This window comes from Enterobacter sp. BIDMC 30, assembly GCF_000534355.1.
Classification (GTDB): Bacteria; Pseudomonadota; Gammaproteobacteria; order Enterobacterales; family Enterobacteriaceae; genus Enterobacter; species Enterobacter ludwigii.
This window is the reverse complement of record NZ_KI973169.1, coordinates 4,139,832-4,155,560: the sequence shown is the minus strand read 5'-3', so window position 1 is coordinate 4,155,560 and position 15,729 is coordinate 4,139,832. Positions and strand designations below refer to the sequence as shown.

14 protein-coding genes are annotated in these 15,729 nt (G+C 54.2%); 7 read left to right on the top strand and 7 right to left on the bottom strand.

Annotated elements, in window-relative coordinates; translation table 11 throughout:
• The first annotated feature begins 141 nt into the window (after positions 1 to 141).
• The gene (clcA, locus tag L466_RS02855) at positions 142 to 1,542 is read left to right on the top strand and encodes a H(+)/Cl(-) exchange transporter ClcA (RefSeq protein ID WP_032681634.1); all 1,401 of its coding nucleotides are present in this window, start codon (positions 142 to 144) and stop codon (positions 1,540 to 1,542) included.
• Positions 1,543 to 1,627: 85 nt separating this feature from the next.
• Entirely contained in the window at positions 1,628 to 1,972 is a 345-nt protein-coding gene (erpA, locus tag L466_RS02860) for an iron-sulfur cluster insertion protein ErpA (RefSeq protein ID WP_013095643.1), read from the top strand.
• Positions 1,973 to 2,028: 56 nt separating this feature from the next.
• On the opposite strand, the gene L466_RS02865 is transcribed toward erpA, so the two are convergent.
• Genes L466_RS02865 through mtnN form a run of 3 tightly spaced genes read right to left on the bottom strand, consistent with a single transcriptional unit; the run spans position 2,029 to position 4,171 of the window.
• Positions 2,029 to 2,652, bottom strand: a complete 624-nt coding sequence (locus L466_RS02865) for a TRIC cation channel family protein (RefSeq protein WP_014168690.1) — start codon at positions 2,650 to 2,652, stop codon at positions 2,029 to 2,031.
• Between the two features lie 27 nt (positions 2,653 to 2,679).
• On the bottom strand, positions 2,680 to 3,480 hold the full coding sequence (btuF, locus tag L466_RS02870; RefSeq protein ID WP_032681632.1) for a vitamin B12 ABC transporter substrate-binding protein BtuF: 801 nt from the start codon (positions 3,478 to 3,480) through the stop codon (positions 2,680 to 2,682).
• Positions 3,473 to 4,171 (bottom strand): 5'-methylthioadenosine/S-adenosylhomocysteine nucleosidase, encoded by a 699-nt coding sequence (gene mtnN, locus L466_RS02875; RefSeq protein ID WP_014168692.1) that lies wholly within the window; start codon positions 4,169 to 4,171, stop codon positions 3,473 to 3,475. The genes btuF and mtnN overlap by 8 nt, the downstream gene beginning before the upstream one ends.
• Before the next feature lie 82 nt (positions 4,172 to 4,253).
• On the opposite strand from mtnN, the gene dgt reads away from it, so the two are divergent.
• From dgt to cdaR, 3 genes are all read left to right on the top strand, one after another.
• Positions 4,254 to 5,768, top strand: coding sequence for a dGTPase (dgt, locus tag L466_RS02880; protein WP_032679637.1), 1,515 nt, complete (start codon positions 4,254 to 4,256; stop codon positions 5,766 to 5,768).
• Positions 5,769 to 5,899: 131 nt separating this feature from the next.
• The gene (gene degP / locus L466_RS02885; RefSeq protein WP_032679638.1) at positions 5,900 to 7,336 is read left to right on the top strand and encodes a serine endoprotease DegP; all 1,437 of its coding nucleotides are present in this window, start codon (positions 5,900 to 5,902) and stop codon (positions 7,334 to 7,336) included.
• A 154-nt stretch (positions 7,337 to 7,490) separates the two neighbouring features.
• Positions 7,491 to 8,648 carry a DNA-binding transcriptional regulator CdaR gene (gene cdaR, locus L466_RS02890; RefSeq protein ID WP_020882613.1) on the top strand — a complete coding sequence of 386 codons (1,158 nt, stop codon included), beginning with the start codon at positions 7,491 to 7,493 and terminating at the stop codon, positions 8,646 to 8,648.
• A 90-nt stretch (positions 8,649 to 8,738) separates the two neighbouring features.
• Here cdaR and L466_RS02895 read toward each other — a convergent pair whose 3' ends face one another.
• The 4 genes from L466_RS02895 to map all read right to left on the bottom strand — a co-directional run bounded on the left by L466_RS02895 (position 8,739) and on the right by map (position 13,627).
• Complete coding sequence (locus L466_RS02895) at positions 8,739 to 9,125, bottom strand: DUF3461 family protein (protein ID WP_014168696.1); 387 nt, start codon at positions 9,123 to 9,125, stop codon at positions 8,739 to 8,741.
• 111 nt (positions 9,126 to 9,236) lie between these two features.
• Positions 9,237 to 10,061 carry a 2,3,4,5-tetrahydropyridine-2,6-dicarboxylate N-succinyltransferase gene (gene dapD / locus L466_RS02900; protein WP_020882614.1) on the bottom strand — a complete coding sequence of 275 codons (825 nt, stop codon included), beginning with the start codon at positions 10,059 to 10,061 and terminating at the stop codon, positions 9,237 to 9,239.
• Positions 10,062 to 10,093: 32 nt separating this feature from the next.
• The gene (glnD, locus tag L466_RS02905) at positions 10,094 to 12,769 is read right to left on the bottom strand and encodes a bifunctional uridylyltransferase/uridylyl-removing protein GlnD (RefSeq protein WP_020882615.1); all 2,676 of its coding nucleotides are present in this window, start codon (positions 12,767 to 12,769) and stop codon (positions 10,094 to 10,096) included.
• Between the two features lie 63 nt (positions 12,770 to 12,832).
• Complete coding sequence (map, locus tag L466_RS02910; RefSeq protein ID WP_014168699.1) at positions 12,833 to 13,627, bottom strand: type I methionyl aminopeptidase; 795 nt, start codon at positions 13,625 to 13,627, stop codon at positions 12,833 to 12,835.
• Positions 13,628 to 13,948: 321 nt separating this feature from the next.
• On the opposite strand from map, the gene rpsB reads away from it, so the two are divergent.
• Positions 13,949 to 14,674 (top strand): 30S ribosomal protein S2, encoded by a 726-nt coding sequence (rpsB, locus tag L466_RS02915; protein WP_003856207.1) that lies wholly within the window; start codon positions 13,949 to 13,951, stop codon positions 14,672 to 14,674.
• Between the two features lie 117 nt (positions 14,675 to 14,791).
• A complete protein-coding gene (gene tsf, locus L466_RS02920; protein WP_008501911.1) occupies positions 14,792 to 15,643 on the top strand; it encodes a translation elongation factor Ts in 852 nt (283 codons plus the stop codon).
• The last annotated feature ends 86 nt before the right edge of the window (positions 15,644 to 15,729 follow it).

Here is a 15,729-nt window from a genome sequence, read left to right as displayed (position 1 = left end):
ACTATTCTAAGTGATCCTCGGAAGGTAATGAAATTTTTGCCCCCTTTCATGCCCAAACAATTGTTAAGTATTTTTCACGGGATGATATTACGCACTCTGGTAAAATCCCTGCGGTTATTTGTATGACGAAAAGAAACGGTAATGAAAGCAGACACTCATTCTTATACTGAACAGCAGTTCAGACGTGCACAGCACCGTATCAGCATCCGGCGCTTGCTTAATCGTGATAAAACGCCGCTGGCTATCCTGCTGGCTGCTGCCGTGGTCGGCGCCGTTGCCGGGCTGGTGGGTATCGCCTTCGAAAAAGCGGTTAACGCGATAATGAACTGGCGAATTGGAACCGTGGCGGGTTTTGCCTATAGCGGTGGATGGGTATGGGTGTGGGCCTTTGGCTTATCTGCGCTGTTTGCCATGGTGGGCTATTTCCTGGTCCGTAAATTTGCGCCGGAAGCGGGCGGTTCCGGGATCCCTGAAATAGAAGGCGCACTGGAAGAGCTGAGGCCGGTTCGCTGGTGGCGCGTCATCCCGGTAAAATTTATCGGTGGCATGGGAACGCTCGGGGCAGGCATGGTGCTCGGGCGCGAAGGGCCAACGGTGCAGCTGGGCGGAAACGTTGGGCGCATGGTCGGCGATCTGTTTCGCATGCGCAGCGCGGAGGCGCGACATACGCTACTGGCAACGGGGGCGGCGGCCGGCCTTTCGGCGGCGTTCAACGCACCGCTCGCGGGGATCCTGTTCATTATTGAAGAGATGCGGGCACAGTTTCGCTACAACCTGATCTCGATAAAAGCGGTATTCACCGGCGTCATTATGTCGAGCATTGTCTTTCGCATTTTTAATGGCGAAGGTGCGGTGATTGAGGTGGGGAAACTGACCAATGCGCCGGTGAATACGCTGTGGCTGTACCTGATTCTCGGCATGATTTTTGGCGTGGTCGGCCCGCTGTTTAACACGCTTATCTTACGCGCTCAGGATATGTTCCAGCGCCTTCACGGTGGGAATACTACCCGCTGGGTATTGATCGGCGGACTGCTGGGCGGCGGCTGCGGCGTGCTCGGCTTCATTGAGCCCAATGCCGCAGGCGGTGGCTTCGGGCTGATACCGATTGCCGCAGCGGGTAATTTCAGCATTGGTCTGTTGCTGTTCATGTTTATTTCGCGGGTGATTACCACCGTATTGTGCTTCTCCTCCGGTGCGCCTGGCGGTATTTTTGCCCCGATGCTGGCGCTGGGTACGCTTCTGGGAACCGCGTTTGGCATGGTCGCTGCTGCCGGATTCCCGGCCTATCATCTGGACGCCGGGACCTTTGCTATTGCCGGAATGGGCGCACTGCTGGCGGCGTCCCTGCGCGCGCCGTTAACCGGCATCGTGCTGGTTCTGGAGATGACGGATAATTACCAGCTCATTTTGCCAATGATCATTACCTGTCTCGGCGCGACACTATTAGCCCAATTCCTGGGTGGAAAACCGCTATACTCCACCATTCTTGCCCGTACCCTGGCAAAACAAGAGGCCGAGCGGGCCCCGACGCAGAATACTTGAATGAATTACCAGGGTATTAGATAATGACATAAAGAATTGGGTGAATTTTACCCAATAGCAGTAGCAGTATTCATGGGAGCATAAGATGAGTGATGACGTAGCGTTGCCGCTGGAATTTACCGAAGCAGCAGCCAACAAAGTGAAAACCCTGATTGCCGACGAGGACAATCCGGATCTGAAACTGCGTGTCTATATTACCGGTGGCGGCTGCAGCGGCTTCCAGTATGGTTTTACCTTTGACGATCAGGTCAACGACGGCGATATGACTATCGAGAAGCAGGGCGTTGCGCTGGTGGTTGACCCGATGAGCCTGCAGTACCTGGTGGGTGGTTCGGTGGATTACACTGAAGGCCTGGAAGGTTCGCGCTTCGTTGTGACTAACCCGAACGCGACAAGTACCTGTGGATGTGGCTCTTCGTTCAGCATCTGACAGGGATGCAGTCGTAAGCCCGGTAAGCGTAGCGCCACCGGGCTTATAAACAACGCTTATCGTGCATTATCATCCAGCGCAAACGTCGGCAGCTTCAGATGCCAGCGTATCGCCGCTAACCGTATCCCCAGCGTGACCACCATACCCAGCATGGCTGCATTTTCTAGCGGCATCGCAAAGGTGTAATACGCCGTCGCGTGAACAATCCCACCAATAATACACGCCGTGGCATAGATTTCGGTACGCAGGATCATGGGAACTTCACGCGCCAGAATGTCGCGAATAATCCCGCCGCCGACCCCGGTTAACACGCCCATGCAGATGGCCACCATCGGGCCCGTTCCCGCATTGAAGGCTTTATTGACCCCGATGCCCACAAAGACGGCCAGACCGACGGCATCCAGTACCGGGAGTATCCATTTCGGTAACCGGCGGGGTTGGCGAACCAACACGATGGTCAACAGACAGGTGACCATCGCCACCACCAGATCGGTTGGATCTTTCACCCAAAATACCGGGCCATTCGCCAGGGCCATATCACGTATCGTCCCGCCACCCACGGCGGTGACCACGCCCAGCACCAGCACGCCAAACGGATCCATGCGCAGTTTTCCGGCGAGTAAAACGCCGGAGATAGCAAAAACGGCTGTGCCAAGAATATCCAGCCAATAAACGAGCATCGTTAAATCCTCGAGCGGGGTATGTTGTTAGTGACTCTCTGCCAGCGCGGCACAGAGCTGTTTTGCGGCGAGGATAATACGCGGGCTGGCGCGTTCAAACCAGTCACTGGTGAGGGGGATCACCGGTATTTTTAGCTGACGTTGCCAGAATTGTTCAATTTTAGGAATCTCGCTCGCATTTCCGACCACCACGATGGCCTGTGGCTGGCGTGCGAGCACCTGTTCCCGGCTGACCTGAGGCCACGGCACCCGGCTGGCTGCAAAGATGTTTTCACCGCCGCAGATTTCCAGCACCTGATTCTGAATGGATCCTTTCCCGGTGGTGAACAGCGGCTGGCTGCCAAACTGCAGGAAGATGCGTTTTTTGACGGGGGTATCGTAGCGGGATTTCAGCGCGGCAGAGTCGCTGAGCATCTGTTTCGCGGCATTCTCGGCTTTTGCTGGAGTAGGGCTGTAGGGGGCCAGAGAACGCAGCGCCTGAGCGACCTGCTCAATGCTCACCGCATCAATCCACATCACCTTGATCCCAAGCGAGGAGAGCTGGTTGACCTGCCGCTCGGCGTTACCGCCGCGCCAGGCAAGCACGAGATCGGGTTTAAGCGCCACGATGCGCTCAATGTTCATCCCTTGCCAGGTTGCCACCTGTTCAATATGGGCCGCTTGCGGAGGGTAATCCGAAAAGCTGCTCACGCCGACAGGCGTGATCCCGGCGGCAAAGGCCAGTTCGGTGTTTGCCGGAGAGAGCGTAATCACACGCGGCGCGGCAAATAGCCATGCCGGTGCGAGAAAAAGCAGGGCGACCAGCGCCCTGATGTATGGATTACCCACGAGCCAGTTTCTGCACCAGGCGCTCCACCATCACGGTGGACTGTTTTGCCGCAACGGTCAGGAACTCGTCGAAGCTGATATGAGACTGCTGGTCAGCCACGTCGGAGATGGCGCGAACCACCACGAACGGAACGTTGAAGTTATGGCAAACGTGAGCAATGGCGGTCGCTTCCATCTCAACGGCAACGGCCTGAGGGAAGTTATGACGAATTTTCGCCAGGCCGACGGAGCCATTGATGAACGCATCACCGCTGACGATCAGGCCGCGTACCGCGTTGAGGTTCAGCTCAGCGATGCAGCTTTCAGCCGCCGCAATCAGTTTGTCATCGGCTTTAAACCCGGCCGGGCAACCCGGAAGCTGACCGTATTCGTAGCCGAATGCGGTAACGTCTGCATCGTGGTAACGCGCTTCATCGGAAACAACGATATCACCCACTTTCAGCGTCGACGCCAGGCCGCCTGCAGAACCGGTGTTAATGATAACGTCCGGCTTGCAGCGTTCGAGCAGCAGGGTCGCGCCCAGCGCAGCAGCAACCTTACCGATGCCTGATTTCAGCAGAGCGACGTCAACGCCATTCAACTGGCCGGTATAGATCTCACAGCCACCGAGGGAGAGAGTCTGACGGTTCTCAATTTTGTCACGCAGCAGCGTAACTTCTTCTTCCATTGCACCAATAATGCCGATTTTCATAGATTTACTCGCGATGTGCCTTGTTAAGATGCATAGTCTATCATGCGGTTAAGAGGAAACGCATTCTCACGCGGGGGAGCACATGTCACCAATCGATTTTCGCACCAAAATTAACTGGCACCGACGTTTCCGTTCGCCGCAGGGCGACAAGAGCGAGCATGAGATCCTGCGTATCTTCGAAAGCGATCGTGGGCGGATCATAAACTCGCCGGCAATCCGTCGTTTACAGCAAAAAACCCAGGTGTTTCCGCTTGAACGTAACGCTGCGGTGCGCACGCGCTTAACGCATTCTATGGAAGTTCAGCAGGTTGGCCGCTACATTGCCAAAGAGATCTTAAGCCGTCTCAAAGAGCAGCAGCTTCTCGAAACCTATGGGCTGAATGAGCTGACCGGGCCGTTTGAGAGCATTGTTGAGATGGCCTGCCTGATGCATGACATCGGTAACCCGCCCTTTGGTCATTTTGGTGAAGCCGCCATAAATGACTGGTTTAAACAGCGGCTTTATCCTGCTGATGCGGTAAGCCAGCCTCTGAGCGATGACCGCTGCCTGGTGCGGGATTTACGCCTGCGCGAAGGTGAAGATGCGCTGAACGACCTGCGGCGTAAAGTCCGTCACGACCTCTGTCACTTCGAAGGCAATGCGCAGGGGATCCGGCTGGTACACTCCCTGATGCGTATGAACCTGACCTGGGCACAGGTGGGGTGCATCCTGAAATATACGCGACCGGCCTGGTGGATGGGCGAGACGCCCGCGTCGCACAGTTATTTGATGAAAAAGCCGGGCTATTATCTTTCTGAAGAAGCCTATATTGAGCGCCTGCGTAAAGAACTTTCTCTGACACCAAACGGCCGTTTCCCCTTAACCTGGATTATGGAAGCTGCCGACGACATTTCATATTGTGTTGCCGACCTGGAAGACGCCGTTGAGAAAAGAATATTCAGCGTCGAAGAACTTTATCAGCATCTTTATGAGGCCTGGGGAACGCATGAAAAAGGCTCGCTGTTTGCTCAGGTTGTCGAAAATGCCTGGGAGAAATCGCGTTCAAATACATTAAGCCGCAGCACGGAAGATCAGTTCTTTATGTATTTACGGGTCAATACATTAAATAAACTGGTGCCTTATGCCGCCTCGCGCTTTATAGACAACCTGCCGTTAATTTATAGCGGCGAATTCAACCATGCGTTGCTGGAAGATGACAGCAGCTTTAGCCAGCTTCTTGAGCTCTATAAAAACGTGGCCGTGCGTCATGTTTTCAGCCATCCGGATGTTGAACAGCTTGAGCTGCAGGGATACAGGGTTATCAGTGGGTTACTCGAAATCTATCGGCCTCTGCTGCAGTTATCCGTCGACGAGTTCAGCGAGCTGGTGGAAAAAGAGCGCGTGCGGCGAATACCGATTGAATCCCGGCTTTATCAGAAACTTTCAACCCGCCACCGTCTGGCTTATGTCGAAGCCATTGGCAAGCTGGATCGTCAGTCGCCCCAGTGGCCGGTGCTGGAATATTATTATCGCTGCCGTCTTATCCAGGACTATATCAGCGGGATGACAGATTTGTATGCCTGGGATGAATACCGCAAGCTCATGGCGGTGGAATAAGCACGGAGTTTTGTAAAGACGGCCAATAAATTTTTACCTTTTCCATAAACTTATGGCCGGAACTAAGCGGTATAAAATGAATCTGAGTTACACAGCAATTTTGCGTTATCTGTAAATCGAGATTAAGACACATGAAAAAAACCACATTAGCAATGAGTGCACTGGCTCTGAGTTTAGGTTTAGCGCTGTCTCCTCTGACTGCTACTGCAGCTGAGACCGCATCGTCGGCAGCGACCGCGCAGCAGATGCCAAGCCTGGCACCGATGCTCGAAAAAGTGATGCCATCGGTGGTGAGTATTAACGTTGAGGGCAGCACAACCGTCAATACGCCGCGTATGCCGCGTAACTTCCAGCAGTTCTTTGGTGATAACTCACCTTTCTGCCAGGACGGTTCGCCATTCCAGAGCTCCCCGTTCTGTCAGGGCGGTGGTGCAGGGGATGACACCCAGGGGGGTGGCCAGCAGCAGAAATTCATGGCGCTTGGCTCGGGTGTGATTATAGATGCGGCGAAAGGCTACGTCGTGACCAACAACCACGTTGTTGATAACGCCAACAGCATTAAGGTCCAACTGAGCGACGGGCGTAAATTTGATGCCAAAGTGGTCGGGAAAGACCCGCGCTCCGATATCGCGTTGATCCAGATTCAGGATCCGAAAAACCTGACGGCGATTAAAATTGCCGACTCCGATGCGCTGCGTGTCGGTGATTATACCGTCGCTATCGGTAACCCGTTCGGTCTGGGTGAAACCGTAACCTCGGGGATTGTTTCCGCGCTGGGTCGTAGCGGTCTCAACGCCGAAAACTATGAAAACTTCATCCAGACGGATGCCGCCATCAACCGGGGTAACTCCGGCGGTGCGCTGGTGAACCTGAACGGTGAGCTGATTGGTATCAACACCGCGATCCTTGCACCAGACGGTGGCAATATCGGGATCGGCTTTGCTATCCCAAGTAACATGGTGAAAAACCTGACCGCGCAGATGGTGCAGTATGGCCAGGTGAAACGCGGTGAACTGGGGATTCTGGGTACCGAACTGAATTCCGAACTGGCTAAGGCGATGAAAGTTGACGCCCAGCGCGGTGCATTTGTCAGCCAGGTGATGCCGAACTCCTCCGCGGCGAAAGCGGGCATTAAAGCGGGTGATGTCATCACCTCCCTGAACGGGAAACCGATCAGCAGCTTTGCCGCGCTGCGTGCTGAAGTGGGCTCCATGCCGATTGGCAGCAAAGTCACCCTCGGCCTGCTGCGCGACGGTAAACCGGTTAACGTGAGCCTGGAACTGCAGCAGAGCAGCCAGAATCAGGTTGATTCCAGCACCATCTTCAGCGGCATTGAAGGCGCCGAGATGAGCAATAAAGGTCAGGACAAAGGCGTTGTGGTGAACAACGTTAAAGCGAACAGCCCGGCTGCGCGCATTGGCCTGAAAAAAGGCGATGTGATCATGGGTGCGAACCAGCAGCCAGTGAAAAACATTGCTGAACTGCGCAAAATTCTGGACAGCAAACCTTCCGTGCTGGCGTTGAATATTCAGCGTGGTGATACCTCAATTTACCTGCTGATGCAGTAATCCTCTCAGGCCCCTGTTTCAGATGAGCAGGGGCTTTTCACCTTTCTGTGACCTTTTCCACAACTCCATACTTCTCCCTTTCACTTTGTGCATTCGCACAATGCAGCGGTAGCTGAACTTCCCTATGCTTGAGCTCTGCTCACAGGAGGGTTACATGGCTGGCTGGCATCTCGATACCAAAATGGCGCAGGATATTGTGGCACGCACCATGCGCATCATTGATACCAATATCAACGTAATGGATGCCCGTGGGCGCATTATTGGCAGTGGCGATCGTGAGCGTATTGGGGAATTGCACGAAGGGGCGCTGCTGGTGCTCTCCCAGGGGCGGGTGGTGGACATCGACGATGCGGTGGCGAAACACCTGCACGGTGTCCGTCAGGGCATCAATTTACCGCTGCGTCTTGAGGGGGAAATTGTTGGCGTTATCGGCCTGACCGGCGAGCCGGAGTCGCTGCGAAAATATGGCGAACTGGTCTGTATGACGGCGGAGATGATGCTTGAGCAGTCGCGCCTGATGCATCTGCTCGCCCAGGACAGCCGTCTGCGTGAAGAGCTGGTGATGAACCTGATTCAGGCGGATGAGCATACCCCTGCACTCAATGAATGGGCGCAGCGCCTGGGAATCGATCTGAATCAGCCGCGCGTCGTGGCGGTAATTGAGGTGGACAGCGGCCAGCTTGGTGTCGACAGTGCGATGGCTGAGCTGCAGCAGCTGCAAAATGCGCTGGCAACGCCGGAACGCGATAACCTGGTGGCGATTGTCTCTCTGACGGAAATGGTGGTGCTCAAGCCCGCGCTGAACGCGTTCGGGCGCTGGGATGCAGAAGATCATCGTCGTCGCGTGGAGCAGTTGATTGCCCGCATGAAGGAGAATGGACAGCTTCGTTTTCGCGTCGCGCTGGGCAATTACTTCACCGGTCCGGGCAGTATTGCCCGCTCCTGGCGTACTGCCCGCACCACCATGATGGTGGGTAAGCAGCGGATGCCGGAAAGCCGCAGTTATTTCTACCAGGATCTGATGCTGCCGGTGCTGCTCGACAGCCTGCGCGGTGGCTGGCAGGCCAATGAGCTGGCACGTCCGTTAGCGCGCCTCAAGGCGATGGACAACAACGGTCTGCTGCGTCGGACGCTGCAGGCGTGGTTCCGTCATAACGTACAGCCGCTGGCAACGTCGAAAGCGTTGTTTATACATCGCAATACGCTGGAATATCGACTGAACCGGATTTCGGAGCTGACAGGGCTGGATCTGGGGAGCTTTGACGACAGGCTGCTGCTTTATGTAGCGTTACAGCTCGATGAGCAGAGATGAGTGGAATACGGCCTGATGCCCTTACGCCATCCCTTTCCACGGGAGAGGGCGCAAACACTAAAACGGCAATCAAAGATTGCCGTTTTGCGTTTATTTCCGGGTAAGCTTTTCAAGATCCGCTTCGATTTCGCTAATCTTGTTGGTGACAACGCTTTCAAGGTGACGCAGATCGTCGAGGATCTTACGTTTGAGATCGACTTCAGTGCGGTCGCGCTGACAGATCTGATCGAGTTCATCGATCACATAGCGCAGATTAGGGCTGATTTCCTGAACTTCTTTGTATCCCTGTCCTACACCGTCAGCGACGACGGTCTTACGCTGGCGTGGATATTTAAACTTCACGCTCTTGGCGAAAAACTCTCCTTTGTCCTTGTGAAAATAGATTTTCAGAATGTCGTTATTAGCTTCCTGGCGAAGGCTGTAACGATCAATTTCATCAGGATTGGTAATGCCCAGACTTTTCAGATTATCGTACATAGCGGTACCCTTGATCTCAACATAACCTTTGAATAATTAACGAAAAAATCTATTTTCGCCACCCTCAGATATGAAAAAAGCGGGGTGGCCCCCGCTTTTTGTTATATCCGATTAATCGATGGTGCGCAGCAACTCATTGATACCCACCTTACCGCGGGTTTTCGCATCAACTTTCTTCACGATAACCGCACAGTACAGGCTGTACTTGCCATCTTTTGACGGCAGGTTGCCGGAAACCACAACGGAACCGGCCGGCACGCGACCGTAGTGAATTTCACCGGTCTCACGATCGTAAATACGGGTGCTCTGACCGATGTAAACGCCCATCGAGATAACGGAGCCTTCCTCAACGATCACGCCTTCCACCACTTCAGAGCGCGCGCCGATGAAGCAGTTATCTTCGATGATGGTTGGGTTAGCCTGCAGTGGCTCCAGTACACCACCGATACCCACGCCGCCGGACAGGTGAACGTTTTTACCGATCTGCGCGCAGGAGCCGACGGTTGCCCAGGTATCCACCATGGAGCCTTCGTCTACGTAAGCACCGATGTTAACGTAGGAGGGCATCAGCACGGTGTTACGCGCGATGAACGCACCCTGACGTACGGCCGCTGGCGGTACTACGCGGAAGCCTTCTTTCTGGAAGCGAGCTTCGTCGTAGTCAGCGAATTTCATAGGGACTTTATCGAAGTAGCGGCTTTCTGCTCCGTCGATAACCTGGTTATCATTGATACGGAAAGAGAGCAGCACGGCTTTCTTCAGCCATTGATGAGTTACCCACTGACCGTCGATTTTTTCTGCTACACGTAGCGCGCCGGAATCCAGCAGAGAAATAACCTGATTAACCGCTTCACGGGTAACGGTATCCACATTTGCCGGAGTAATCTCGGCGCGACGCTCAAAAGCGGACTCAATAACGTTCTGTAACTGCTGCATTGTTTACTCTTTCCATTTCACTAAAAAACACGTCACCCTTTATCGTTTGGATTGAGGGCTGCTGTCAACCGTTGTTGCACTTCAAGTTGCAGGTCATTATTAAGGGCACGCCGGTCGGCGGTGGCGATTATAAATAAATCTTCTACTCGTTCGCCAATGGTTGTAATCCTGGCCCCGTGAAGCGAAATTCCCAGATCGGCAAAAACCTGGCCGACGCGGGCGAGCAGCCCTGGCTGGTCGAGCGCGATCAGCTCCAGGAACGATTTACGATCGGTGTGGGTCGGCAGGAAATTGACCTCGGTATCGACGGTAAAGTGGCGTAATTTCGACGGCTGACGACGAGGCTGCGGTGGCTGCCAGCTGCGCTGGGTGATCGCCTGTTCCAGGCCAAAACGTATCCCTTCATGGCGGTCCGACGACAGCGGGCTTCCGTCTGGCTCCAGCACAATAAAGGTGTCCATCGCCATGCCGTCCCGGGTGGTGAAAATCTGCGCGTCGTGAACGCTCAGGTTACGCCTGTCCAGTTCGGCACAAACCGCAGCAAACAGATAAGGCCGATCCGGACTCCAGATAAAGATCTCGGTACCGCCGCGCGTGGCCTGCGGACTGAGGAGGATCATCGGTTGCGACAAATCATGCTGAAGCAGATGTCGCGCATGCCAGGCAAGCTGGTTTGGGCTGTGGCGGACAAAATAGTTGGCACGACAGCGCGCCCAAATCTGATGCAGCGCCTCTTCATCAATGTTATCCATCCGCAACAGCGCCAGCGCCTGCAGCTGATGATGGCGTACACGCTCGCGCATGTCTGGGGTGTTTTGCATCCCGCGGCGCAGCTGTTTTTCGGTGGCAAAGTACAACTCGCGCAACAGGCTTTGCTTCCAGCTGTTCCACAGCGTTTCGTTGGTGGCACAAATATCGGCTACCGTCAGGCAGACCAGATAGCGCAGGCGGTTTTCCGTCTGAACCTCTTCTGCAAACTGCTTGATGACCTCCGGATCCTGAATGTCACGACGCTGCGCGGTGACGGACATCAGCAGGTGATGGCGTACCAGCCAGGCAACCAGCTGTGTCTCGCGAGAGTTCAGTCCATGCAGTTCGGCAAATTTCAGCACGTCCTGCGCGCCGAGCACCGAGTGGTCACCGCCGCGACCTTTGGCGATGTCGTGGAACAGGGCGGCAATCAGGATCAGTTCCGGGTGGGTAAGACGTGGCCACAGTTCGACGCACAGTGGGTGACGTGAGCGTGTCTCTTCTCTGGCAAAGCTCTCCAGCTTGAGCATGACGCGGATCGTGTGTTCATCCACCGTATAGGCGTGGAACAGATCGAACTGCATCTGCCCGACGATATGTGACCACTGTGGCATATAGGCCCACAGCACGCTGTGGCGATGCATCGGCAGAAGCCCACGGCTGACGGCCCCCGGATGGCGCAACATACTGAGAAAAAGGGATCGGGCTTCCGGGATATAGCACAGTGGCTGCGTCAGATGACGGCGCGCATGGCGCAGATGACGCAGCGTTGTGGAGTAGATCCCGGTGATCGTGCTGTTGCGAACCATGGTGTAGAACATCCGCAGGATCGCTTCCGGCTCACGGATAAACAGCGTTTCGTCGCGCAGATCGATAAGCGTGCCGCGCAGCTGGAATTCATCATCGATCGGCCGCGGTTTTTCGTCCGCTGTCAGGGCCAGGATCGCTTCGTCGAACAGCTGCAGCAGCATCTGGTTCAGTTCAGTGACACGACGGGTAACGCGGAAGAAATCCTTCATCATGTGCTCAACCGGCTCGTTACCTTCACCGCGGTAGTTGAGGCGCTGCGCCACGCTGAGCTGACGGTCAAACAGCAGACGGTTATCGTAGCGGCTAAGCTCGAGATGCAGGGCAAAACGGATCCGCCAGAGCAGGTGCAGACACTCATTCAGCTCGTTTCGCTCAGCCTCGGTTAAAAAGCCGAAGCCAACCATCTCGTCCATTGAGGTGGCGCCAAAGTGGCGGCGGGCCACCCACTGCAGCGTGTGAATGTCGCGCAGTCCGCCCGGACTGCTTTTAATATCCGGCTCCAGGTTATAGCTGGTGCCGTGGTAGCGCTGGTGACGCTGATTCTGCTCCTCGACCTTCGCGGCGAAGAATTTTTCTGAAGGCCAGAAGCCGTCGCTGAAAATGTGTTTTTGCAGTTCCAGGAACAGCGCGACGTCGCCAATCAACAGGCGGGTTTCAATCAGGTTGGTGGCGACGGTCAGGTCAGATAATCCTTCGAGCAGGCACTCTTCCAGCGTGCGCACGCTGTGGCCCACTTCAAGCTTCACATCCCACAGCAGCGTCAGCAGTTCGCCAATTTTCTGCGCCTGTTCATCCGGCAGCTTTTTGCGGCTTAAAATCAGTAAGTCGATATCGGAAAGCGGATGAAGCTCACCGCGGCCATAGCCCCCGACGGCGACCAGTGCCACGTCACTGATCTGCCCAAACCCGTAATCAATCCACAGACGCTGCAGGAGCTGGTCGATAAACTCGGTGCGAGCTTCAATGAGCTGCTCCGCGGAGATGCCGGCATCAAATGCGCTTCCGAGCCAGCGCTGGAAGACATCCATATGCGCCTTGATACCGGCGCAGGTCAGATCCTGCTGGGGCCAGACGCCCGGGTTATCGGGCTGGTCGGGTAGGGTGGGAAGTGCTGTGTTAGCATACTGTTCGGGTAAAAGATTACTCATCGTGCGCCACCCATAAGAAAAAGCTATAGCCATTAAAAAAGCCGGCATCTGCCGGCTTTTTTATCATTCATCGTGCGTGAGTATCGCCGGGATGGTGTCATCCTTGCGCAACGTCATAATTTCGCAGCCGTTGTCTGTTACCACAATAGTATGCTCGTACTGCGCAGACAAGCTTCTGTCTTTGGTTTTTACCGTCCAGCCATCTTTCATGGTGCGGATGCGGTAATCACCGGCGTTGACCATCGGCTCGATGGTGAAGGTCATGCCTTTTTGCAGTACTACGCCGCCGTCATCCGCATCATAGTGCAGAACCTGTGGCTCTTCGTGGAAGACACGGCCAATGCCGTGGCCGCAGTATTCACGCACAACGGAGAAACCTTCCGCTTCAACGAATTTCTGGATAGCGGCACCGATGGTGCGCAGGCGAATGCCGGGTTTAACCATTTTCAGCGCCAGGTAGAGGCTTTCTTGCGTCACTTTGCACAGACGCTCGCCCAGAATCGTCGGCTTGCCCACGATGAACATCTTAGAGGTGTCACCGTGGTAGTCATCTTTAATGACCGTCACGTCGATGTTGACGATGTCGCCATCTTTGAGCAGTTTTTCGTTGTCCGGAATACCGTGACAAACCACTTCGTTAATCGAAATGCAGACGGATTTCGGGAAACCATGGTAGCCAAGGCAGGCGGAGACCGCGTGCTGCTCATTGACGATATAGTCGTTACAAATGCGGTCCAGTTCACCCGTGCTCACGCCCGGCTTCACGTACGGCTCGATCATTTCCAGCACGTCTGCGGCCAGACGACCGGCGACGCGCATCTTTTCAATTTCTTCAGGTGTCTTAATAGAGATAGCCATGTAATCTGTCCATCAGTGTCGATTTTTTCGACAATACTAGTCTAAGTGTCGTTAATGGTATCAGTCAGGCGCACCCCGTGCCAAATTGAGAATCATTAACAGCACACTCGGCCAACAACTGTTGGTTTCTGGTCGTGTTTTGTGGTATAAAGCGCGCCGGACTTCCGATCCATTTCAGATACACAGGCTGGACGGAAGCGACAAATCTCACTTTGTGTAACAACACACACGTATCGGCACATATTCCGGGGTGCCCTTCGGGGTCGGTAATATGGGATACGTGGAGGCATAACCCCAACTTTTAATATAGAGGTTTTAAACATGGCAACTGTTTCCATGCGCGACATGCTCAAGGCTGGTGTTCACTTCGGTCACCAGACCCGTTACTGGAACCCGAAAATGAAGCCTTTCATCTTCGGCGCACGTAACAAAGTTCACATCATCAACCTTGAGAAAACTGTACCAATGTTCAACGAAGCCCTGGCTGAGCTGAACAAGATCTCTTCCCGTAAAGGTAAGATTCTGTTCGTTGGTACTAAGCGCGCTGCAAGCGAAGCTGTGAAAGATGCTGCTAACAGCTGCGATCAGTTCTTCGTGAACCATCGCTGGTTGGGCGGCATGCTGACTAACTGGAAAACCGTTCGTCAGTCCATCAAGCGCCTGAAAGATCTGGAAACCCAGTCTCAGGACGGTACTTTCGACAAGCTGACTAAGAAAGAAGCGCTGATGCGCACTCGTGAACTGGACAAGCTGGAAAACAGCCTGGGCGGTATCAAAGATATGGGCGGCCTGCCAGACGCGCTGTTCGTAATCGATGCAGACCACGAGCACATCGCAATCAAAGAAGCTAACAACCTGGGTATCCCGGTATTCGCTATCGTTGATACCAACTCCGATCCGGACGGTGTTGACTTCGTTATCCCGGGTAACGACGACGCAATCCGTGCTGTTAGCCTGTACCTGAGCGCTGTAGCTGCTACCGTTCGTGAAGGCCGTTCCCAGGATCTGGCTTCTCAGGCGGAAGAAAGCTTCGTAGAAGCTGAATAATAAGGTTTCACCCCTTATTAGTACCGTGTATGAATAGGGGCCAATTATCGGCCCCTTTTTTCAATTTACACTGTTTGGCCGCAGGCCGGGCAGTTCACATCTCCCGAGGATTTAAGAATGGCTGAAATTACCGCATCCCTGGTAAAAGAGCTGCGCGAGCGTACTGGCGCAGGCATGATGGATTGCAAAAAAGCGCTGACTGAAGCGAACGGCGACATCGAGCTGGCAATCGAAAACATGCGTAAATCCGGTGCGATCAAAGCAGCTAAAAAAGCAGGCAACGTTGCTGCTGACGGCGTGATCATCACTAAGATCGACGGCAACTACGGCATCATCCTGGAAGTTAACTGCCAGACTGACTTCGTTGCTAAAGATGGTGGTTTCCAGGCATTTGCTAACAAAGTTCTGGACGCAGCTGTTGCGGGCAAAATCACTGACGTTGAAGTTCTGAAAGCACAGTTCGAAGAAGAACGTGTTGCTCTGGTTGCTAAAATCGGTGAGAACATCAACATCCGTCGTGTTGCTTCTCTGGAAGGCGACGTTCTGGGTTCATACCAGCACGGTGCACGTATCGGTGTTCTGGTTGCGGCTAAAGGCGCTGATGAAGAGCTGGTTAAACAGCTGGCTATGCACATCGCTGCAAGCAAACCAGAATTCGTTAAGCCAGAAGACGTGTCTGCTGAAGTGGTAGAGAAAGAGTACCAGGTTCAGCTGGACATCGCGATGCAGTCTGGTAAGCCAAAAGAAATCGCAGAGAAAATGGTTGAAGGCCGCATGAAGAAATTCACCGGCGAAGTTTCTCTGACTGGCCAGCCATTCGTTATGGATCCAAGCAAGTCTGTTGCTCAGCTGCTGAAAGAGCACAACGCTGACGTGACTGGCTTCATCCGCTTCGAAGTGGGCGAAGGCATCGAGAAAGTTGAGACTGACTTCGCAGCAGAAGTTGCTGCAATGTCCAAGCAGTCTTAATGATTGAAAAGGAGCCGCCTGAGGGCGGCTTCTTTTTGTCACCCGTCACACGAAATCAGACAGGCTCCAGTATCCCTGTGCTGATA